The 22,421-nt window shown below is 65.6% G+C and carries 15 protein-coding genes; 1 reads left to right on the top strand and 14 read right to left on the bottom strand.

Annotated elements, in window-relative coordinates; translation table 11 throughout:
* Positions 1-39: 39 nt before the first annotated feature.
* On the bottom strand, positions 40-1,356 hold the full coding sequence (gene xylA / locus J1G33_RS22415) for a xylose isomerase (RefSeq protein ID WP_223018776.1): 1,317 nt from the start codon (positions 1,354-1,356) through the stop codon (positions 40-42).
* Positions 1,357-1,496: 140 nt separating this feature from the next.
* Here xylA and J1G33_RS22410 point away from each other — a divergent pair, with 140 nt between their 5' ends.
* Positions 1,497-2,702, top strand: coding sequence for a XylR family transcriptional regulator (locus tag J1G33_RS22410; RefSeq protein WP_103735306.1), 1,206 nt, complete (start codon positions 1,497-1,499; stop codon positions 2,700-2,702).
* Here J1G33_RS22410 and J1G33_RS22405 read toward each other — a convergent pair.
* From J1G33_RS22405 to J1G33_RS28060, 13 genes are read right to left on the bottom strand one after another with little or no spacing between them, the layout of a single operon-like run.
* Positions 2,590-4,017: an isochorismate synthase gene (locus J1G33_RS22405; RefSeq protein ID WP_223018775.1), complete on the bottom strand. Its 1,428-nt coding sequence runs from the start codon at positions 4,015-4,017 to the stop codon at positions 2,590-2,592. The two genes, J1G33_RS22410 and J1G33_RS22405, sit on opposite strands and share 113 nt — an antisense overlap.
* A complete protein-coding gene (locus J1G33_RS22400) occupies positions 4,014-4,322 on the bottom strand; it encodes an isochorismate lyase (RefSeq protein WP_223018774.1) in 309 nt (102 codons plus the stop codon). The genes J1G33_RS22405 and J1G33_RS22400 overlap by 4 nt, the downstream gene beginning before the upstream one ends.
* Positions 4,319-5,065, bottom strand: coding sequence for an alpha/beta fold hydrolase (locus tag J1G33_RS22395; protein WP_103735304.1), 747 nt, complete (start codon positions 5,063-5,065; stop codon positions 4,319-4,321). Before J1G33_RS22395 ends, J1G33_RS22400 begins: the two co-directional genes overlap by 4 nt.
* Positions 5,062-6,660, bottom strand: coding sequence for an AMP-binding protein (locus J1G33_RS22390; protein ID WP_032876538.1), 1,599 nt, complete (start codon positions 6,658-6,660; stop codon positions 5,062-5,064). Before J1G33_RS22390 ends, J1G33_RS22395 begins: the two co-directional genes overlap by 4 nt.
* A complete protein-coding gene (locus J1G33_RS22385) occupies positions 6,653-7,372 on the bottom strand; it encodes a VOC family protein (RefSeq protein WP_032876535.1) in 720 nt (239 codons plus the stop codon). The genes J1G33_RS22390 and J1G33_RS22385 overlap by 8 nt, the downstream gene beginning before the upstream one ends.
* Positions 7,369-8,508 (bottom strand): Gfo/Idh/MocA family oxidoreductase, encoded by a 1,140-nt coding sequence (locus J1G33_RS22380; protein ID WP_148854108.1) that lies wholly within the window; start codon positions 8,506-8,508, stop codon positions 7,369-7,371. Before J1G33_RS22380 ends, J1G33_RS22385 begins: the two co-directional genes overlap by 4 nt.
* Positions 8,505-9,683, bottom strand: coding sequence for a cytochrome P450 (locus J1G33_RS22375; RefSeq protein ID WP_223018773.1), 1,179 nt, complete (start codon positions 9,681-9,683; stop codon positions 8,505-8,507). The genes J1G33_RS22380 and J1G33_RS22375 overlap by 4 nt, the downstream gene beginning before the upstream one ends.
* Positions 9,680-11,356: a class I SAM-dependent methyltransferase gene (locus tag J1G33_RS22370; protein ID WP_223018772.1), complete on the bottom strand. Its 1,677-nt coding sequence runs from the start codon at positions 11,354-11,356 to the stop codon at positions 9,680-9,682. The genes J1G33_RS22375 and J1G33_RS22370 overlap by 4 nt, the downstream gene beginning before the upstream one ends.
* Before the next feature lie 2 nt (positions 11,357-11,358).
* Positions 11,359-12,387: a class I SAM-dependent methyltransferase gene (locus J1G33_RS22365; RefSeq protein WP_223018771.1), complete on the bottom strand. Its 1,029-nt coding sequence runs from the start codon at positions 12,385-12,387 to the stop codon at positions 11,359-11,361.
* Positions 12,384-13,487, bottom strand: a complete 1,104-nt coding sequence (locus J1G33_RS22360) for a saccharopine dehydrogenase NADP-binding domain-containing protein (RefSeq protein ID WP_223018770.1) — start codon at positions 13,485-13,487, stop codon at positions 12,384-12,386. The genes J1G33_RS22365 and J1G33_RS22360 overlap by 4 nt, the downstream gene beginning before the upstream one ends.
* Entirely contained in the window at positions 13,481-15,226 is a 1,746-nt protein-coding gene (locus J1G33_RS22355; RefSeq protein WP_223018769.1) for an ABC transporter ATP-binding protein, read from the bottom strand. Before J1G33_RS22355 ends, J1G33_RS22360 begins: the two co-directional genes overlap by 7 nt.
* The gene (locus tag J1G33_RS22350; protein ID WP_223018768.1) at positions 15,223-16,962 is read right to left on the bottom strand and encodes an ABC transporter ATP-binding protein; all 1,740 of its coding nucleotides are present in this window, start codon (positions 16,960-16,962) and stop codon (positions 15,223-15,225) included. Before J1G33_RS22350 ends, J1G33_RS22355 begins: the two co-directional genes overlap by 4 nt.
* The gene (locus J1G33_RS28060) at positions 16,959-22,412 is read right to left on the bottom strand and encodes a non-ribosomal peptide synthetase (protein ID WP_223018767.1); all 5,454 of its coding nucleotides are present in this window, start codon (positions 22,410-22,412) and stop codon (positions 16,959-16,961) included. The genes J1G33_RS22350 and J1G33_RS28060 overlap by 4 nt, the downstream gene beginning before the upstream one ends.
* Between the last annotated feature and the right edge of the window lie 9 nt (positions 22,413-22,421).

Below are 22,421 nucleotides of genomic sequence, written 5' to 3'. Positions count from 1 at the left end.
CATTGTGGCGAGAAAGCTTGCTCCCTCGCCACAGGACACTCAGGTGTAGATAAACCGATTCACAACCCCCTCAAGCATCTCCTGTCGACCACTCACGGCCTGCGGATTCAGTTCGTGGGCAAACGCATGTTCAGCCAATGATTCCAGGCTGAACTCGCCCGCCAGCACCGCCTGGCCCAATGGCTGCTGCCACCCGGCGTAACGCTGGTCCTTGAATTGCTGCAACGTGTCGTTCTGCACCATCGCCGCCGCACGTTCCAGGGCCAGCGCCAGCACATCCATGGCTGCCACATGCCCGTGGAACAGGTCCACCTCGTCCAGGCTCTGGCGGCGCACCTTGGAATCGAAATTGTAGCCACCGTTCTTGAAGCCTCCGGCCTTGAGGATTTCATAGGTGGCCAGGGTCATTTCTTCGACGCTGTTGGGGAACTGGTCGGTGTCCCAGCCGTTCTGCGGGTCGCCGCGGTTGGCGTCGATGCTGCCGAATATCCCGAGGGACACGGCCGTGGCAATTTCATGATGAAAACTGTGCCCGGCCAGCGTCGCGTGGTTGGCCTCGATGTTCACCTTGATTTCGTTCTCCAGGCCGTACTCATGCAGGAAGCCGAACACCGTAGCGCTGTCGTAATCGTACTGGTGCTTGGTAGGCTCCTGGGGTTTTGGCTCGATCAACAGGTCACCCGTAAAGCCGATCTTGTGCTTGTGCTCCACCACCATGCGCATAAACCGGCCGAGCTGCTCTCGCTCACGCTTGAGGTCGGTGTTGAGCAGGGTTTCATAACCTTCACGGCCGCCCCATAGCACATAGTTGGCACCCTTGAGACGCAGCGTGGCATTCATCGCACTGAACACTTGCGCGGCGGCGTAGGCAAACACCTCCGGGTCGGGATTGCTCGCGGCCCCGGCGGCAAAGCGCGGGTTGCTGAAGCAATTGGCGGTGCCCCACAGCAGCTTGATGCCGGTCTGTTCCTGATGGCGCTCCAGGTGATCGACCATCTGTGCGAAATGGTTGCGGTACTCCTTGAGCGAGCTGCCTTCCGGCGCTACGTCGGTGTCGTGAAAGCTGTAGTAGTCGATGCCCAATTTGGAGAAAAACTCAAAGGCCGCCTCCGCTTTGCCGATTGCCACCTCCATCGGATCGCCATTGCGCTGCCATGGGCGTTTGAACGTACCCATGCCAAACATATCCGCTCCCGGCCACACAAAGGTATGCCAGTAACAAGCGGCCATGCGCAGGTGCTCACGCATGGGTTTGCCGAGGATCAGCTTGTTGGCGTCGTAATGGCGAAAGGCGAGGGGGGATGCGCTGGCAGGGCCTTCGAAGCGAACCTTCTCGACACCGGGGAAGTACGGCATGGCGGTTTCCTTATTGTTCTGGGCGGTGTCTGGATACTAGCAACGGCGCCCTGGCCGCTGATTATGAAAATCACCAAGGTGTAGTGCGATTTTGCACAGCGAGGTCTAGTCTGCACCTACCGGCCCCAAGGACAAAAACAATGAAAACCCTACCGCCCGTGCACCGCATCGCTTTGCTCTTCAACGGCAGCAAAATCTACGACCGCGGCATCATCACCGGTATCGGCAATTACCTGAGCAGCACCCGCGCGTCCTGGGACTTGTTCCTGGAAGAGGATTTTCTCTGCCGTCTGCGCGGTATCGAGCGTTGGCAGGGAGACGGCATCATTGCCGACTTCGATGACCCGTTGATCGGCGAGGCGCTGGCCGGGAGTCGGATACCGGTGGTGGCGGTGGGGGGATCTTACGAGGATGTCAGCGCGTACCCCAAGGGCATTCCCTATGTTGCGACCGATAACCATGCCTTGATGAAGCTGGCCTACGAGCATTTGATCGAGGCCGGGCTGACGCGGTTTGCCTGTTTCAGCCTGCCCGAGGCCCAGGCCAATCGCTGGGCGCAGGAGCGTGAGAAAGCCTTTCGCGGCTTGGTGCAACGCGATGGCTTGCCGGTGGAGATCTATCGCGGCCTGGGCACCAGTGCGCCGTTGTGGGACAGCGCGGTGGAGCAGCAGATTGCCTGGCTGCACAGCCTGCCCAAGCCCATCGGTATTATCGCGGTCACCGATGCTCGCGCCCGGCAGTTGTTGCAAGCTTGCCTGACGGCGGGCATTGCGGTGCCGGAGGAGGTGGCGTTGATTGGTATCGACAACGACCCGCTGACTCGCACCCTGACGCGGGTGCCGCTGAGTTCGGTGATCCAGGGCACCGAGACCATGGGCCGTACTGCCGCGGCCTTGCTGCATCAGATGCTGCACGGCAAGCCCTGCACCGGCACGCAGGTGCTGGTACCGCCGGATGCGATCAACGTGCAAGCCTCCAGCCTGCATCAGCCCTTGGGCAACCCTTATGTGATGCAGGCATTGCTGTTTATCCGCCAGTACGCGTGCCAGGGTATCAAGACCGACCAGGTCGCCGCCTATGTCGGGGTCTCACGCTCGTCATTGGAAGCGCACTTTCGCAAGGTGCGCGGGTGCAGCGTGCATGATGAAATCCTGCGCTTCAAACTCGCGGCCGCCGCCAAGGGCCTGGAGAACCAGGACCTGGCCATCGCCGACATCGCCGCCCGCTGCGGCTTCACCTCTGCGCAGTACTTGCATACGGTGTTTCGCCGCGAGTTTGGCTGTACGCCACGTCAGTATCAGCAGGGCAGGCCAGTTGCAGCGCCTGTTGCATGCTTGCCAGCTTGATCTGGGTTTCTTCGTACTCATTGGCCGGCAGCGAGCCCTCGACAATGCCGCAGCCGGCAAACGCATGGCAGTGCCTGGGAGTGATCAGCGCCGAGCGCAGGGCCACGAGAAAATCGCCATTGCCCTCGGCATCCAGCCAGCCCACTGGCGCGGCATACCAGCCGCGATCAAAGCCTTCGTGTTCACGGATAAAATCCAGCGCAGGCGCGCGCGGTAGACCGCCGACCGCGGGGGTAGGGTGCAAGGCTTGGATACCGTCCAGCAGGCGCTTGCCGGCGTTGAGCCTCGCGGTGATGGGCGTGCTCAAATGCTGCACGGTGGCAAGTTTCAGCAAGTTGGGGTGCGGCGCGGCGTGCAGGTCGCTGACCTTGTCACCCAAGGCTTGGGTAATGGTCTGTACCACCAGTCGATGCTCGTGCTGCTCTTTCGGGTCGGCCAATAAACGTTTCCCCAGCGCCTGATCTTCATTGGGCTTTAACCCACGACGGGTGCTGCCTGCCAGGGCGTGGGTGGTGAGACGGCCCGCCTCGCAACTGAGCAACCGCTCGGGTGTGGCGCCCATGAAGCAGTGTTCGCCCCGGTGAATCGCGAACAAGTGCGAGGCGTTACGCCGAGCGTGCAGGCGGCCCATCACCGCGCCAGTGTCGAGCGCGGCGTCCAGGTGGTGGTCGATATGACGCGCCAGCACCACCTTGCTCAAGTCACCCCGGGCGATGACGTTCAACGCGGTGTCGACCTTGGCCTGCCATTGATCCCGCGGCAGTGCGACGCGTTCCACTACATAGGGGGTAGGAGCAACGTGGGTGGCTGGGTTGAGCAGTTGTTCAAGGGCGGCCAGGCTTGCTTGCACCAAGGCCGCAGGATCGCTGCCGGGCTCGACCACGCGCTGGCAGCGTAGCCAGCGCCCGTGGCTGTCCTCGCTGAGCAACCAGTGGGCAAGGTGGAAACTGGCATCGGCAAACGGCGCCCAATGGGATGCGCAGGGCTGCTGCTCATCAAAGCGCATACCGCCCAGCAGCAAGGGCGGATGCGGGCCGTCCACCAGCGCATCGGCGCACAGTGCGAACCATTGGCGATCCACTTCGGCCATGCGCTGGGGCCCCGAGGCTTCGATCTGCCAGGTGCAGCCGAGGCCGAACAAACTCAAGTCCGGCGAGTGCGCACACCAGAAGAAACCCTGGCGATGGGCCTCGTACAGTGCCAGGGGCGCCAGCGTCGGCGCGGGGTAGGCGCTGACGGCAATAACGGGGCGCTGGTACGCCACCGCCCGTTGGTGCGCGGCCTGGAAGGTCTTGAGCAAATTGGCCGCGTTCATACGCACTGGCTCTTTTTCTGTAGCCAGAAGGCCGTCTGCTCGGCGATGTACCAGTGGATGATCTGGTTGAACAGACCCTCGACAAACTCGCCATCCAGCCCGACCTCCTGCGCCCACTGCCGGCGCTGGGGCAACATCGCCGCAACGCGATCGGGTGCGGCAATGCTGGCCTGGTCGGGTTTGAATGCGGAGGCGGCCTTGACGTATTGCATGCGCAGGCCGAGGGCGTCGATGATCTGCTGGTCGAGGCTATCGATGGCATGGCGAATGTCGTGAAGGCCAGTGCAGTGTTCCGGGGTTTTCATCGTGCGTCTCCCTGAAGGTAGGCGGTGCGCTGCAACAGGTGGTCGATCACCGGTCGCGGCTGATGCTTGAGGTAAAAGTGGTCGCCGTCGAACAGGCGGATGTCCGGGGTATGGCGGCTCAGGTCGGCCCAGGCGCGAGCCTGCTCCAGGCTGACTTCGGCGTCATCGCGGGCCAGCAGCACGTCCAGCGGTGCCGTTAACGGCTGTAGGTTCGCGGGGCGCCAGGTTTCTATGGCCTGGTAGTCGCTGCGCAACGCCGGCAGAAACAGCGTGCGTAACTGCGGGTTGGCCCACAGGTCGGCGGCCTGGCTGTCCTGGCGCAGGATGTCGGCAATCAACGCGCTGTCGTCCTGGCGATGCAGGTCGCTGGAGGGTTGCCGGTGCGGCGGTGCGTGGGCCGAAACAAACACGTGGTCAGGGCCGACACCGTCGGCCTCCAGCAGCGTGCCGACGGCATAGGCAAGCGCCGCGCCCATGCTGTGGCCGAACAGCCACAGGGGCCGCGCAGGCAAGGTCAGCAACGCCTGGCTGATGTGCTCGGCGAGGGTCGCCAGGCATGGGATATGCGCTTCGTTGAAGCGCTCTTCGCGCCCGGGGTACTGCACTGCCAACAGGTCAATGTCACCCGGCAAATGCGCCAGCCACGGCCGAAAAAAGCTCGCGCTGCCACCGGCGTGGGGCAGGCACACCAGGCGTGCGCGGGGCTGTTGCCCCTCACGCAATACACGTAGCCACGGGCTCATAAGGCCAGCACCTGTTCCGCCAGGGCCTTGCGGTTGACCTTGCCCAGGCGCGTCAGCGGAAACTCGCGCAGCACTTGCAAGCGGTCTGGCAACTTGTAGGCCGCCAGCCCACGCTCGCGCAGCCAGGCGTTGATCGACGCCAGGTCCAATGGCGCGCCGTGGGCCAGTACGCAGGCGCAACTGCGCTCACCCAGCAACTCGTCGGCCAGCGCCACCAACGCCACATCGCGGATCAGCGGATGGCCGAGCAGCAGGTTCTCGATCTCTTCCACCGGAATCTTTTCGCCGCCCCGGTTGATCACATCCTTGCTGCGCCCCTCGACGATCAAGTGCCCTTCGGGCAGGCGCCGTACCAGGTCGCCGCTGCGATAAAAGCCATCGGCGGTAAAGGCGCGCTGGTTGTGCTCGCGAGCGTTGTAGTAACCGCGAATGGTGTAGGGCCCGCGCACCAGCAATTCACCGACGGCGCCGGGAGCCACCGGCACATCGTCGGCATCGACGATACGGATCTCGTCTGCGCCGGTCAGCGGCAGGCCCTGGGTGTCGAAGACCAGCGCCTGCGGGTCATCCAGCCTGGTAAAACACAGCAATCCTTCGGCCATGCCGTACACCTGTTGCAGGCCACAGCCCAGGGTGGGGCGGATGCGTGCGGCGATCTCGGCCTTGAGGCGTGCGCCACCGACTTGCAGCCATTGTAAGCTGCTGAGGTCGTTGTCGGACCATTGCGCCACTTCCAGCCACAGCAACACCAATGGCGGAATCAACGCCGTGTGGGTAATGCGTTCGCGCTCGATCAGTTCGAAGGCGGTGTCGGGGCTTGGTTCCGGCGCCAGTACCAGGGTGGCGCCGACACTGAACACCCCGAGTGCCCCCGGCGAGGCCAGCGGGAAGTTATGTGCCACCGGCAGCGCTGCCAGGTAACGGGTGTGGCGGTCGAAACCGCAGGCTTGCGCCGCCAGCCGGGCATTGCACGCATAGTCGTCATGGGTGCGCGGGATCAGCTTGGGCAGGCCAGTGGTGCCGCCGGACAGCAATAGCACCGCCACATCGCGAGCGTCCGGCGCCGGGAACGGGTGAGGCGTGGCGACGCAGTCGGCCAGGGCCACGAATTCCTCGGCTGCGCCTACCACCCACACCTGTTGCAGGCTCGACACTTGGCTACGCAACGTGCGCGCCAGGGGCCGATAATCGAAGCCCAAGTGCTGGTCGATAATCACATAGGCCACCGCTTGGCTAAGGTGCGCCAAGTGGGCCAATTCATGTTCGCGGTGGGCCGGCAACGCAAACACAGGGATCGCTCCCAGGCGCAACAGAGCGAAGGTCAGGCTGAAAAACTCGGCGATATTGGGCAGTTGCACCAGCACTCGCTGGCCGGCGACCAGCCCGCGCGCGGCGAGGCCGGCGGCCAGGCGGTCGGCGTGTTGGTCCAGCTCGGCGTAGCTCCAGCGTCGGTTGCCGTCCACCAGCGCCTCTTGCTGCGGCGTACGCTGGGCTTGCTCACGCAGCAGTTGGCCCAGTGGCACGCCTTGCCAGTAGCCTTGCTCGCGGTAGCGGCGGATAAAATCTTCGGGCCAGTCTGTGAATCCATCAAGCATGGCTATCTCCATGTGCAGTCGGGCAGCTCAGCAATTGCGCACCGTGTAACGTCAATGGTTGCGCCAGGCCGGCGACTTGCACCGCCTGTACGCCGGTAAATTCGGCGGGTTGCAGGTGCAACATCGGGTCATCGCCCGCGAGCAGGTTGAGGGCGGTGCGGTCGGCGGGGCTTACGCCCAGGTGAATGGCCGCCAGCCCCGTGGCGCCGTTGGGATGGATCAGTCGCTGCGGGTGCTGGGAGGGTGAATAGGGCGTGACCAGAAACGGCAGGCGCTCATGTCGTGGGTAAACAAACCGAAAGCGCGTCTGGCTGCCGTCCGCACAGGTGCGTTGCCACTTCACCACACGGCCCATGGCCACGCCGCCGGCCGCCAGGTTTGTCAGACGGGGTGCCAGGGCCAGGTCATCGCAGAGCAGCGCGAGGTCGCAAAACCCCTCACCCTGGGCAGCCCAGCGCAACATGCGCCGCCCGGCGCCACGCCCGGCCAGGCAGTCGATGGGCCACTTGAACAACCAGGCATGACGCGGGGTGGTGAGCAGCTCGATGATCGGCCCGCGGCTGAACCAGATATGCGCATGTTGCGCGCGGGCCTCGGCGGTGGCGTAGATGACCTCGAAACCGGCGGCGCGAAAGTTCGCCACCGCCTGGTGCAGGTCGCGAACCCACAGCAGCACATGGCTGCAGGACGAACGGGATTGGGCAGTGTTCAAAAGGGCAGGGCTCCCACGAGTTGCGCGCTGGGGTCAGCGCCAGGCGGCTGTACGGCGTCGGCGCAGCGATGCAGTTCGGTCATCGGCAGCGCACGGGGAATCGGCGGTTCAATCAGTTCCGGCATGCCGATCAGGCTGTTCATTTCACGCCAGGCCATCGACACCTCGGTGGCCCACATGCCGCTGCGCAGGCGCTGCGCCGGTTCGGCGATGTCGGCGCACAGCGCATCCAGGGCGAGGCTGACCGCATCGGGCCAGAGCTGGTTGAACACCTGGTGATAGCTGGCGGGTATGTGCGGGTCGAGCACCACCATGCTTGGCCCGGCCAATCGTTCACTGCCTTTGCCTGCCATGATCAGGCGGTCGGTGTCGTCCCGTGGTGCGTGCAGGCGTGGGTTCCACAGCACCGGGCCGTGGGTGTCGCACAGGCTCAGCACCCCGGCTTCACAACCCACTTCAAGGCGATGCAGCAGGAACGAGTGGTTATCCGGGTCTTGGGGGTGCACCTGGTTTTGCACGCGCAGGCTGATCGGCACGCCATTGAAGCTGGCGTTCAACCGCGTGAAGGGTTGCGCACCGACACTGGTGGCCGGCGCCGCAAATACCCAGGGCCGCAAACCACCGGCCAGGCGCCCGAGAATATCCAGCAACGGGTAGGCCACCTGGCTGTTACAGGCCGCGTCGATATAGGCCAGCCCTTGTTGCTCACGCAGGTACGCGGCTACCGCCAGAAAACGCCGGATCGCAAGGATATTCGGGTACAGCGTATTGACCGCATAGGCCGCCTGGCCCTGACGCGCCGCCTGCATGCACGCGGCGATTTCGCGGTGATGCACCGGGTGTTCCTGCAATACGTGAATGCCACGGCGCAAGAACTGCTGGGCCAGTTCGCTGCCCACGCCACCGGTGGCGCCGGAACGCACCACCACGCAGGCAATGTCGACGCTATCGGGCACCTGCTCGACGGCCTCGTACAGCGCCACGCCGTAGTGATCGGCGCAGGCTTTCGAATAGGCATTGCCACGCGACAGGATACCGACCAATTCATAGCGCTCATGGGCACGAGCCAAGGCTTGAAGGTAGATGCGGCCGAACGCGGTGCCGGCGACGATCACGCGTGGACGAGCGCGGCTCATGACCAGGTCACCGGCAGGCAGTGGGCACCGCGAAAGAACGTCGCCGTTTTCCACTGCACCTGCCCGCAGCGTTGCAGGTTGGGCAGGCGTTCTACCAAGGCTTGCAACGCCTCTTGCAGCTCCACCCGCGCCAGCGCCGAGCCGATGCAGTGATGCAGGCCGTGGCCGAAGCCGAAATGGCCGGCGGCATCGCGTTGCAGGTTGAGGGTTTGCGGGTCGGCAAAGCGCGCCGGGTCATGGTTGGCCGCACCGATTGACGCGAAAACGGCTTCGCCCTGGCGAACCAGGGTTTCACCCACCTGGATATCTTCGAGGGCGTAATGCACAAACATCGCCGCCGACGCCAGCGGGATATAGCGCAGCAGCTCTTCCACCGCCTGGGGAATCTGCTCGGGATGGGCCTTGAGTTGTTGCCACTGTGCGGGATTGTCCAGCAACACCAGAATGAAATTGGGGATCTGCGAAGCACTGCCTTCGTAGCCGGCGACGAGGATGGCGATGCACAACAGCAGCAGTTGGTCTTCGCTCAGGCGCTCGCCTTGGTCATCGGCCTGGGCCAGGGCGGTCATGAAATCGTCCTGAGGCTGACGGCGCCGCTCGGCGACCAGGCCCTTGATGTACTCGGCCAGTTCACCCAAGTGCTGTTGGGTCAACGCGGCGTCTTCGGCGCGGGTCGACAGCAATGAGTCGTTCCATACCTTAAAGCGTTCACGGTCTTGCAGCGGTACGCCCAGCAGCTCGCAAATCAACGCCAGGGGCAACGGTAAGGCATAGTCGCCAACCAAGTCGGCGGGCGGGCCGGCGGCGAGCATACGGTCGATCAACTCATGGGCGTAGGCCCGGGCATGGGGGCGCAGTGCTTCGACGCGCCGCCGGGTAAACGCCTGGGCGGCGCGGGAGCGGATCCGCGTGAGTTGCGGCGGGTCCATCATCACGATGCCGCCGGCAATTCGCGGGAATGCTCGCGGGGCATCGTCGCGGCGAAATGCTTCGCTGCGGCTGAAGCGCCGGTCGCTCAGCACCAGGCGCACATCGTCATAGCGCGTGGCGAGCCAGGCGGGCGCGCCGATGGGCATCTGGATACGCAGCAGGCCCGGTGCTTGCTGGGCATGGCGGTAAGGCTCGGCGAGCTCCAGGTCGGTGAAGGCATTGAAAGGGTAGGCCAGCGGGGTCATGGCAAGTCCTTGGCGGTAGGCAGGTCGGGCAAACGGTCGAGCAGTTCCAGGTGCAGGTCTGGGTGTTCCAGGTGCGCGGCCAGCGCGGCGCGGCTCAAGCGTTGGCAGGGCACTTGGGCGACGAACACACGATGGCCGAGCGACGCCAGCGGGTGGTCGGCGGCGGGCAGGCTGCGATTGCCCTGGAACCCGGCGCGGGCCAGGGCGGTTTGCCATTGGTTGAGGTCCAGGAAGGTACTGCTGCTCAGCGCGCGCTCATCGCTGGCCTGGTTGAGCATGAAAGCCTGGGAGGCCATCACCCAGAACTCCTCCTGGGTCGGCTCGCTGAACACCAGCCAGCCGCCGGGTTTGAGCAAGGCGAGCAGGGTGGCCAGCGAGCGCTCGGTGTCGCGGGCGGCATTCAGCACGCCCCCGGCGACGATCAGGTCCCAACTCTGGGTGCGATAGCCTTGGGCAGGGGCGGGGCAGTCGATATCAAACACCCCGTGGCGCACCCACGGCCAAGCGTGCAGACGCTCGGCGGCCTGCTCGCTGAAGTAGCGCGACACGTCGGTGCACAGATAGTCCACCGTGACCTTGGCCAGGGCCGGCACCACGGCCTGGGTGGTGGAGCCGGTGCCGGCACCGACTTCCAGCACCCGCAAGGGCTCGGTGCCGCTCTGGCGCGCAGCCCAGGCGCCAATCCAGTGAGCCACGGCGCGATGCTGGTACTGCGCCGCCAGGCTTTCGCGGTACAACGCCGCCGCACGTTCGGTGCGGCCTTCGGGAAACAGCAGGTGCACCGCTGCGCACTCACCGCGCATCAACGCCGGCAACTGGCGAGCGTTGTCGCGCGCGTAATCGAGGGTGGCGCTGCCGCCGGTGTTGCGCGCCCAGTCCAGGCTCAACTGTGCCCAGATGCCCTCCAGGCTGGCGTCGCTCCAGGTGCTGGCGTCGAGGTTGGGATGCAGGTGGTCGCCTTGGCGGCGCAGCAAATCCTCGGCTTGGAGCACGTCGAGCCAGCGTGCGATGAGCGGGCGGTGGCCGGGGGCGATGCCGGCATTGGCGAGGCTGTGCGCCACATCGTTGAGCGGTGCGGGCAGCAGGCCGCACTGCTCCAGGCCATTGAGCATCGACAGCAAGGCGGCGTAGCTCAAGCGCTGGTTCAACTGTACGGCGTCGGTCAGTTGCGTGACGCTGAACTGCTGATCGACGGCGGCTGCGGTCGCGTCCAACTGATCGTCCACTGTCGCCGGTTCGCACGGCTGGGGCACCGCGAACAGCGTCGTGCCGTGCAGCGCCACCGCATTCACCTGGGGATGTTCCAGTGCCCGCTGGCACCAGCGCTGGTGCTCACGCTTGACGCTGACCAGGTCGCGCCCGTCATCGGTAAAACCCTCTACGTGGCAATCGAGCTGCGCCGCTGCCCGTTCCGCCAACTGCCAGTCGCCCGGTCGGAGGCTGATGAACAACAGTTGTTGCAGATGGCTCAGATCACTCAGGGCCAGGGCGGGAAAGTCCAGCAGACGCTCCAGTTGTTCGGCGCTCATCATTACCACCGCCGGACGCTGGCGTTCGAGCACTGCCAGCAAACGGGCCGGGGCCTGTTGATGCAGGCCCAGGTCGGTAAAGACCGGCAAGCGCCAGGGGTGCTTGCCGGCGGGCAGGTCGATCAGCAAGGTGTCGATATTCATGCTCAAACTCCTCTGGCCTGGAACAAGCGCTGCCCCGCAGCAGCGAGCGGTTCGCCCGCGTCAGGCCACACCTCCAGCAACTCAAAACCTGCGACCTGCAAGGCCTGGCGCCACGCGTCGACGGCCATGAAGGCTTCATCGCCAGCACGCAGCGGCGCATCGGCCGGCGGCGACAGCAACAGGTGCATGAAGGTCAGCATCGCCGGGTTGTCGGCGATGGATTCACTGAACAGCAAGGCGCCGCCGTCGCGCAGGCTGGTGCGGATCTGGCCGAGGCAGTTGGGCAGGTCGCGGGCGTTGTGCAGCGCGTTGCCGGCAATCACCAGGTCTTGGCTGCGGGGCGCTATGCCCTGGTCGCTGAAGCGGCGATTGAGATCGAGCAGGCCGAACTGCATCCCCGGCTCAAGACGAAACTGACGCTGGGCCGCACTGGTGAACAGCGAGCTGATGTCGGTAAAGCGATAATCCTTCTCGCGTTCTTGCAGCGCCGTCAGCACCGTAGCGGTGGTGCAACCGGCGCCGCCGCCCAGCTCCAGCACCTGCAGCGGCCCGGCAGCGGCGCTGACTTGCCGCGCCCGGGTGCCCAAAGCGTGATTGACCGCCGCAGTGAAGTGGTTGTGCTGGTAGGCGCCCATCACCTTCACCGGGTCCCCGCCAAGCATCAGCAAGTGGGTGAGGGTGAATTGATCGCGCAGCAGGTCGGGCAGGCATTCGATCACTTGGGTATGCAGGCGCGCCATGCTGTCTGGAAAGCCCAATGTGGCATACAGGCGCGGCAGTTCACCCACTTGCGGGTCATCGGGGGGCACTTGCCAACCCAGGCGTTTACCTTCCTCGTGCAGCAGGCCGGCACGGGTCAACGCGGCCAGCCAGCGGCGTACCACCCAGGCATGACGGGCCGCCGTGCCCAGGGCCTGGTTGATGTGCTCGGCAGTGCGCCACGCCTGCAACGGCAACGCCTGGCTGTGCAGTAACACCTGGGCCATCACGCCCAGGCTCAAGTGTTCCAGCTCGTTCAGGGCGGTGTTCATAGGCAACCTTCTTGGGCGACATGCAGTTGATCGAGCGGGCCGTGCAACAGGTTCAGGCTACGAATCGCCGAGGTGCACAGCAGGCGCTCCAGGCTGGCGGCGGGCGGCAAGGCCTGGGCCGCTTCATGGCAGCCGGCGCTGATCTCACCCTCCACCACGCTGATCACCGTGATCGCGGCCATGGCTGCGGTGAGCGCCGCATTGCCTGCGCCACTGAGCACCAGGCTGCGGGTCCGGACCTCGCTATCGTGCAGGCCCTCCAGTTGCAGCAGCAGGGTGACGAAGGGCGCCTGGCCGCTGAGATCCAGGCGGCTGGCTTCGCACAAGCGCTGCACCGCTTCTGCCCTTGGCAAGCCGTGAGCCTGGTCAAACGCCTTGAGCACGTAGCCGTCGGTGATCACGTTGAACCACTGGCCGACGTCCAGGTTCAGGTCCATGGCCAGACGTTCACCCTCAAGGTTCAGGTAGGGCAGCAGGTGAACCGAGCCGGGAAAGCACGGCACCGACACCTCGCGCCGGCGCCGCAGTGCGCGGCTGCGACGCCCGTGTTGCCAGGCCGCCAGCGGTTCGCTGCTACCGTCCACCGCGCCTTGCAAAAAGTCGTCGGCAGCCACGGCGGTGAAGTGATCGCGCAAGCCGAAATAGCTGGTCAGGCTGCGCACCTGAGTGAACGCCTGCTCGGCCAGCCAGCGCGGCAGCAGGCCGGTGAGCCCCGGTTGCAGGCCTGCGCCCAATATCGCGCAGCGGCCACGCCATTGGGCTGGGTCGAGGTGCATATGACCGGCGGCGTCGACGTAATGCGCGTCGGCCTGCAACGCTGCCTGCGCGGCACGGTCCTGCACGCGCCACGAGGGGCCCGCGCAGTTGAGCAGCACAGCGCAACCACGGGCGAAGGTGGCCAAAGCCTCGGCATCGTTGAAGTCCACTTCGGCCCATTGCAAACGGGCTTGGGGCCACTGCTGCTGGAGAACCTGCACGCAGTGCGTGCCCTTTGCGGCATCGCGCCCGCCCAGGCGCAGCTCATTGACTCCCAGCGTCAACAACGCCTGGGCGCTGGCCAGCCCCACGTCGCCACTGGCGCCCAACACCCCGATCAGCATGGCTGCGCCTCGGCTTTCAAGCGCCAGCCGCCGGCGCGCTGGCGGTCATGCCAGAACCCTGCGTAACGACCGTTTTGGGCAAGTAATTGTGCGTGCGTCCCCGATTCCACCAATCGGCCTTCATCCAGCACCAGTATCTGGTCGGCGGCCATGATGGTGGGCAGGCGGTGGGCGATCACCAGCACTGTGGCATTTTTCATCAGGGCGTGAATCGCCGTCTGCACGAAGGCTTCGTTGTGCGGGTCCAGGGCTGCCGTGGCTTCATCCAGCAGTACGATGGGCGCCCGCTTGAGCAGGGCCCGGGCCAGGGATACCCGTTGGCGTTCGCCGCCGGACAGCGCCGCGCCACCTTCGCCTACCGGGGTGTTCCAGCCCTGGGGCAGGCGCGCGACGATTTCATCCACACCGGCCAATCGCGCCGCTTCGGCCACTTGCTCGGCGCTGGCGTCCGGGTTGCCGACGCGAATGTTGGCCTCCAGGCTGTCGTCGAACAGGTAGACGTCCTGCATCACCAGAGACAACTGCGCCATCAGCGCTGCGTTGGACAGCTCGCGTACGTCTACACCGCCAACCCTGACGCTGCCCTCGCTGGCATCGAAAAAGCGCATCAACAAGCGGGTGACAGTGGTTTTGCCCGAGCCCGAAGCGCCGACAATCGCGGTCATCGAATGCGCCGGTGCGCTGAAGGTCAGGTTATGCAGCACCTTTGGTCCGCTGGGGTACCCGAAGCTGACCTTGTCGAAGGCCAGGGTGCCGGGTGCCGTCAGCGGTTGGCTCACCGCGGGTTCCGGCAGCGGCGGCTCGCGCAGGATGCCCACCAGTTGCTCCAGGTCGTTAGCGGCCATGCGTAACAGACCACTGCGCGCCGCCGCTTCGGCCAGCGGCCCGACAAAACGTGCCGCCAGCGCGAGCAAGGCGACCAACTGGATGGCGTCGATTTCGCCGTGGGCGGCCAGGGCGATGCCCACGCCCACCAGCAACGCAAATGCCAGTTGCACGGTCAGGCCACCGGCCAGCAACTTGGGAAAGGTCTGCGACAGCATCGAGCCGCCCGCGTGTTTCTGCGCCAGGTTGGCGGCCTGCAACGGCGCGTAGCCGTCCTGGGTGCGACCAAAGGCGCGCAGCACTGGCTGGTAGCGGGCGAATTCGACCACGCGGTTACCGGCCAGAGTCGCGGCGGCTTCCACGCGCGCATCATTGCTGCCGATGGCGGCGGCCGACCAGTGATGGGTGAAGTAGATCAGCGGCGCGCACAATGCGGCGGTCAGGCCCAGGCGCCAGTCGAACACGAACAGGGTCAGCGCCACGGTAGCCGGCACTACCACGCCAGACACCACCGGCCCCAGGTAATGGGCAAACAAGCCGGTGACCATCAGTGTGCCGCTGGTGGCACTGCGCGACAGACGCCCGACCTTCTCGGAGTTGAACCAGCCCAGCGGCAGGCTGACCAGGTGCTGGCCAAGGCGGTCATGCAAGGTGGTCAACACCAGCAGCGCCAGGGCAAAGCCCTTCATGGCCTGCTGGTAATGGGCGATGCAGGTCAGCACCACCATCGCCGCCAGGCCAGCCAGCCAGAGGGACGCGCTGTGCAGGTCACCGGCAATCAGCGCGTGCAGGATCGGCACCAGCAACGCCACGGCCAGCCCTTGCAACACGGCACTGGTCACCAGCCAGGCGAGGTAGCGGTACAGGCGTGCGGCGTGGGCCGGGCCCAATAAAGTCACGAGGCTGCGGATCACAAGGACATCTCCAGGTCGGGGGCGGTGGTTTCGGTGCCGGCGCGCCACAGGCGGGCATAGGTGCCGTTCGCCGCCAGCAATTGCTCGTGAGTACCGTTTTCCAGCACGCGGCCCTGGTCGAGCACCACGATCTGGTCGACGCCGCAGATACTCGCCAGACGGTGGGCAATCACCAGTACCGTGCGGCCGCGGGCCAGGGCAGAGAGGGCATCCTGGATCAGCGCTTCGGATTCGGGGTCGGCGTGGGAGGTGGCTTCATCGAGGATCAGCACCGGCGTATCGGCCAGCAGCGTGCGAGCGATGGACAAGCGCTGGGCTTCACCGCCGGAAAAAATCGCGTCTTCGCCGATCACCGACTGATAGCCGCGGGGCAGGGCGCGGATGCGTTGATGAATCTGCGCGGAGCGTGCCGCTGCCTCGACGTCGGCATCGCTGGCCTCGGGGCGGCCCAGGCGCAGATTGTCGGCGACGGTGCCGTGCACCAGTTGCGCGTCTTGCAACACAAAGCCAACGTGTTGATACAGCTGGCGCGGGTCAATCTCGCGCACATCCACACCACCCACGCAGACCCGCCCGGCGTTGACGTCGTGAAAGCGCGGCACCAACTTGGCCAGGGTCGATTTGCCCGCGCCGGAGGCACCCACCAGCGCGGTGACGCTGCCAGCCGGGCAGTGCAGGTCGACGCCATTGAGGATCAGGTGTTCGGGGTCATAGCCGAACTGCACCTGTTCAAAGCGAATATCACTGCCCTGGGGCATCCTGCACAGCTTGGGCGTGGGCAGTTCCTCAACCTCAAGCAGCGCCTCGATGCGGTCGGCGGCCGCGAGGGCAGTGCGCTGGGCGGTGAGGCTCTGGTTGATCACCAGCAACGACTGCGGAATCACCACGGCTACCAGGGTTTCGGCGAACAACTCCAGCGCTGTAATCCAGCCCTGGGCCAGCAACAGGCTACCCACCCCCAGACTCACCAACAGAATTACCGGCACGCTCAGGGCCATCGATGAAAACGCTTCCAGGCGCAGCAGCGGCCGCACCCAGCCAGCGTATTGCGTGCTGAACTGGTCGACCGCCTGCTGATAGCTGCGATGGGCCTGGCCCACCTGGCCGAACGCCTTGACCACGGCAATGCCGTGGACAAACTCGACAATCGCCGCGCTGACTCGGGTCATGCTCTTGTCGAGCAACTGCATCTTGGCGCCGAAGCCGCGCATCATCAGGCTGTAGGCCACCGCGTAGATCGGCAGGGTCAGCACCGCCAGCAGCGCCAGGCGCCAGTTCAATGTGGCCAACCAGATCAGCCCTGCCAGCGGGGTGACTATCGCCGCCGTCACTTCCACTGCGTGATGGGCAACCAGGTGGTGCAGGTCTTCCAGGTCGTCCTGCACCACTTTGCGCACCGCGCCGGAGGTGGTGTCGGTGTACCAGCCCAGCGGCACGCGCCCCAGCTTGCGCACCATGGCTTCGCGCAAGCTCGATTGCAGGCGGTGGTCGGCCAGGTGGGTCAGCCACAGCGCGACGCCGCTGGCCATCCAGCCAAGGCTCAGGGCGACCACTACCAGCGCCGCCCACAGCCACAACGTGTGGCTGTGGGCATTGCCGGCCAGCAGCAAGCGGCCCAGTTCGGTCAGGCCGATAAAGGGCACCAGGTTGACCAGTGCGCCGACGGCGGCGAATACCACACCGAGGCGGATCAGGCGGTTGACCGGGCGTTTGAGGGTATCGAGTGCGGTGCTCATGAGTTTTTCCGAAGGGCCTCAAGCAGGTGCGCGGTGACGGTGTGCACGTGGGGTGGCTCGATGACGCTGAAATGGTTGCCCGGCACGTCGATCAGGTTGAATTGCCCCAGGCACGCGTCCTCCCAGAACGGCGCCGCCAGATGGCCGACGCCGCCGGTGATCCCGAACGATTGCTGCTCCAGACAGCGCAGGTAGGTCATGTTGCCGAGGAACGGCGGCGGATCGAACCGTGCCGCCCGCATGCTGTGGCGGCATACGCGGAACAGCGTGGGCACCAGCTCCGGGCCGATGGGCACCCCGGCCTGGCCGGAGGCCAGGCGCGCATACTCGGCCAGGCGCTCTTCCTGGCTGCGCGCCGACTGTTGCTGCACCGCCAATGCCAGCGCGTCCAGGCCCGGGTCACCGCCCAAGGCAGCCATGGCCCCGGCGGGCACGCGGCGGTTGTCGCGGGCCATCAGCAGGTCGATGGCGCGGTACACGTCGTAGTCTTCGATATGCGCGCCGAACACGGTCTTTACCGGGTCCAGGTTGAGGTTGGGCACGAAGATCGCCTCGTAGGCCAGCTCTTCGTCGGTGTCGATAAACATCGGGATACTGTCGATCAGGCTCAGGTCCACCACCTCCATGCCACGTTCCAGCAGGCGCCGGGCGACTTCGGTGGCGAGCAGGCCGCCCAGGCAGTAGCCGATCAACTGGAAGCGCTGATGGCCGTCGGCGATCAAGCGTTCGGTGTAGTCCTGGGCCACGCTTTCGATCAGGCGCTTGGGTTCCAGGGCCAGGTACTGCGCGGTGTCGGCCACCGCGAAACCGATCACCGGGCCGGCCTGCTGAGCGGCGAGTGAGCGGCCCAGGTGCTGGAAATAATCCAGGGTGCCGAGGGCCGCGTGGAACATCACCCGCACCGGGCCGACGTCGCCGCCGCCAAAGGGCACCACCAACGCGTTGCTGTTGGATGAACGCTGGGATTGGCCGGGATTGACCGCAGACGGTGCGCTTTCTCCATGGTTGAGCAGGCGCGCCAGTGCGCTGACAGTCGGCTCGTTGAGCATCTGCCGCAACAGGGTGTCGTAGCTCAGGCGTTGCGCCTGGGGCAGTTGTTCGCGCAACTGGCCAGCGACACGGGCGAGGATCAGCGAATCGGCGCCTTTTTCGTAGAAGCTGTCGTCGGCGCCGATCTGCCCCAGGCCCAGGGCCTCGGCCCACACTTGGCACAGCTGCGCGGTAAGTGGGTCACTGGGTAACTGCTCGCTGCTGGCGGCTTGGGTATCCACGGCGGGGCGCCAGTTGGCCAGGGTCTTGCGGTCGACCTTTCCGTTGGCGGTCAAGGGCAGGCGGTCGAGTACTTGCACATGCGCTGGCAGCATGTAGTCCGGCAGGCGTTGCGCGAGAGCGCGGCGCAGGCTGTCGACGCTCAGGCGCTGGAACCCGGCCTTGAAGCGTGCGGCGAACACTTGCATACCCAGGGCCGTCAGCGGGTGGTCGGCGTGGGGCAGGGTCGGCAGGCTTTCGCCGCCGAATGCCTGGATACGCTCACGCCAGGTGTCGGCGCCGCACAAGCCGCTGCGGCCTTGGTCATGATCGCTGCCTGACGGCGTCATCATGAAGCCCTGGGTCAGTAGAATCTGCGGCCATTCGCCGGTTGGCTCGCTGAACACCAGCCAGCCACCCGGGCTGAGCAGTTCGGTGATCTGGCCGAGGGCGTTGTCGATGTCCTTGACGCTGTTGAGCATGCCCGCGCACAGCACGATATCCACGCTGTTGCTGGCCAGGCCCTGGGGGCGGATGGGCTGATCGATGTCCAGCACGCCATAACGCACCCAGGCGTGGTCGGCAAAGCGTTGCCTGGCCGCCGGCAGGAAAAACGCGGTCATGTCGGTGAACAGGTAATCCACTTCGAGCCCATCGAGCAGGCTGATCACCGGCGCACTGGTAGCGCCGGTGCCCGCGCCGATTTCGAGGATGCGCAGCGGGCCGTCGCCTTCGTGGTGGGTAGCAAGGCGGTTGATCAGCGCAGCGATGCTGTGGTTGTTGTAGCGCGACACGGCATCCCCGCCATACAGCTGCAATGCCAGGTTTTGCTCGCCCTGAGGGAACAACAGGTCGAACGGATTGACCTCGCCGCGCAGCAGTTTCTGCAGTTGCCCGACGTGATTGAGCTGGTAGTCGAGCAGCGTTTGGCTGCACAGCCCCGACGCGACCGCCTGTTCCACCCGGCCCCATGCCAGCGCCGGGTTTGGCGCGCTGTCGAGCAGGCGATAGCGGGACTGTTCCCCGTGCAACAGGCCCGCGTCACACAAGGCCGCGAGCCAGCGCCGCACCAGCCAGTGATGGCGGGGCTGCGCTTGCAGGGCCTGCAGGATGGTGGGTGCATCCGGCTCGGCCCACGCGCCGCTGAATAGATTGGCCTTGAGCATCACGTCCAGCATCGAACTCAACGCTGCGCCACTGAGGTCCGCCTGATAGTCACGTACCTGTTGGGGGTCAAAGCTGCCGACCTGGCTGTCGGCGTAGCGCTGCACCGCCGTCAGCAACGGCGCACCGGATAGCGGTTCGGGTTCGGCCCGCGCAGGCGTGACGAAGGCCAGTAGTTCGTCGCTGAACAGGCTGACCGCGCTGTCCACGCCCGGGGTGGAGAGCAGTGCGGCGTCGATTTCGCCCAGTTCCACCCGATGTCCACGGATCTTGACCTGGCCGTCGTTACGGCCGAGGAACTCCAGTTCACCCCCCGGCAGATAGCGGCCACGGTCACCGGTGCGGTACAGGCGCTGACCGTCGAGCGGGTGTGCAAAGAAGCGTGCCTCAGTCAACGCCGGGTCGCCCAGGTAACCCTGGGCCAGGCCGACGCCGGTGATGTACAGGTCACCCGGCACCCAGGTCGGCACGTCGCGCCATTGGTTGTCCAGCACGCGAAAGCCCTGGTTGGCCAGCGGCAAGCCGTAGGGAATGCTGCGCCACGCGGGGTCAATTGCGCCGATGGGGTGCAGGTTGGACCAGATCGAAGCCTCGGTGGCGCCGCCCAGAGCCACCAGGGCCAGGCCCGGCAACAGCGCGTGCAGTTGCGGCGCCAGGTTCAGCGCGATCCAGTCACCCGACAACAACGCCAGGCGCAGGCTGTCGAGGGGGCGCGGCTCGGCTTGCAGGTAGTGGGCCAGCATCTGCAATTGCGCCGGTACCGAGTTCCACAGAGTCACCTGATGGCGCTGCACCAGCTCGGCCCAGTGCGACGGGTCGGCGCCGCGTGCCGGGTCGGGCAGCACCAGGGTGCCGCCCACCGCGAGGGGGCCGAACAGGTCATACACCGACAAATCGAAACTCAGTTGCGCCAGGCCCAACACGCGGTCGGCGGCGTTGACCGCAAAGCGCCGGTTGATGTCCTGCACGGTATTGAGCGCAGCGCGATGGCTGATCATCACGCCCTTGGGTTCACCGGTGGAGCCGGAGGTGTAGATCACATAAGCGAGATCGTCGGGGCTGCCGTGCGGTGCCGGGAAGTCCGATGGGGTCGACGCCAGTTGATCCACGGCATGCCAGTGCAAGCCCTCCGGCAATGGGGTGTGGGGCAGGGCCTGGGACTGGCCGAGCACGTGGCGCACCTTGGCGCTGTGCAGCACGCGGTCGCGGCGGGCGGCCGGGGCATGGCTGTCCAGAGGCAGGTAGGCGGCGCCGGCCAGGAGCACGCCGTAGGCCGCCACCACTTGGTCACGGCCCTTGGGCATCAGGATCGCCACTGGTTCCTGGGCGCGGCAACCGGCGGCGCTGAGGGCAGCAGCGACTGCCAAGGCACGCTCCATCAGGGTGGCGTAGGTCAGGCTGCCGTGGGCATCGATCACTGCCAGGGCCTGCGGCTGCTCCCAGGCCATGCTCAGCAGGCTGTCATGCAGGCGGCCGGTGGGCAGCGGCGCGGCGGTGGCATTGGCGGCCAGGCGCTCACGTTGTTGCCAGGCCGGCAACGGCACTTGCATGGGGTGGTCCCAGGCGGCCGGGTCGAGGGCCAGTAACTGCAACTCGGCGACGAATGCCTGCTGCATGTCTTCGATCAGGCCGTCGGGGAACACGCCTTGGCGCACATCCCAGTGGATGTGCAAACCCTGCGCGTCGTCCATCACCTGGCAGTCGAGGGTCACCTGCGGAGTTTGGGTGATGCCGTGGCCGACCTGTCGCTGGCTGGCGGGAGGTGGTTCGATCGCCAGGCCGATAGCACTGGTGAACACCACCGGCATGGACGCCGCTTCACGCCCGCGCCGGCGACCGATTTCGCGCATCACCTGGATGCCGGAAAACAGCCGGTGCTCCAGGTCGGCAAACAGTTGATTGCCCAGTTGGCGTGCCTGGCTGGTGAAATCCTGGCCCTGGGGATCATTGACCTGCAACAGGCTGACCGAGGTGAAATCCCCAACCAGTTGACCCACTTGCGGATGCAGTGGCAAGCGGTTGAGCAGTGTCAGATTGAGGCTGAAGGTGGGTTGCTGGCTCCAGCGTTGCAAGGTGCCGACGTAGGCGCTGAGCACCACGATGGACGGGGTGAGGCCGAGGGCGCCGGCGGCTCTTTTCAAGGCTGCCCATGGTTGCGCGTCGAGTTGCGCGCAGTGGCGCTGGAAGCGTGGCACGCTGGTGTCTTCGCCGCTCAGGGGCGCCGGCAGTTGCGGGGCGGGGGGCAGTTCATCGATACGCGCCATCCAGTAGTCACGGTCGCGTTGGTGGCGGCTGCCTTCGAGCAGGCCCCGTTCGGCCAGCAGGTAGTCGCGAAAGGTGATGTCCAAGCTGGGCAAGTTGGCCTGGGGGTCGTGCAGTAGCTGTTCCAGTTCATTGAACAGCAGTTGCGCGCTGGCCCAGTCGGCAATCAATGAGTCCATGGAGAAGTGCAGGGTGTCGCCGCTGTCGCTGCGGCTCAGGCGCAATTCGAATAGCGGCCAGATATCGGTAGGGTAGAGCTTCTGCTCCATGGCCTCACGTATCTGCTGCACGGCGTGCTGGTGCTGTTCACGAGTGGCGCCGCGCAGGTCGGCGACGTCCACCGGGTAATGGGCGACTTCGGCCAGCACGCGCTGGGAGCCTTCGCTGGCGATCACCGCGCGCAGCATGTCGTGCCGGGCAATCAGGCGGTTCCAGGCGTGTTCGACTTGCTGCGGGTCGAGGCTCGGCCAGCTCAGTTCGAGGTAACCGTGGCAGGCCACGTTGCCGTAGCCGAATGATGACTGGCGGCCGAGCAGGTAGGCGTTCTGCACATCGGTGAGCGGGAACGGCGCGTGGCGCTGTGCCGGGTCGGCCATTACCTGGGGCCGCTCCTGGGTTTGCAGCAGGTGCAGGATCTGCTGCTTGTGCTCGCGCAGTTGCGCCAGGCGCTTGGCGTCGAGGAGGCCCTGGGGCGCGCGGAATTTGAGTTGACCATCCTGGGGCCAGAGTTCGACGCCCAGGGACTTGAGTTCGCTTAACAGTTTGGCGGCGGGCATGGGGGCAGC

The organism is Pseudomonas sp. P867 (genome assembly GCF_019891455.1).
Taxonomy (GTDB): Bacteria; Pseudomonadota; Gammaproteobacteria; order Pseudomonadales; family Pseudomonadaceae; genus Aquipseudomonas; species Aquipseudomonas synxantha_A.
This window is presented reverse-complemented; position numbering and strand designations above follow the sequence as displayed.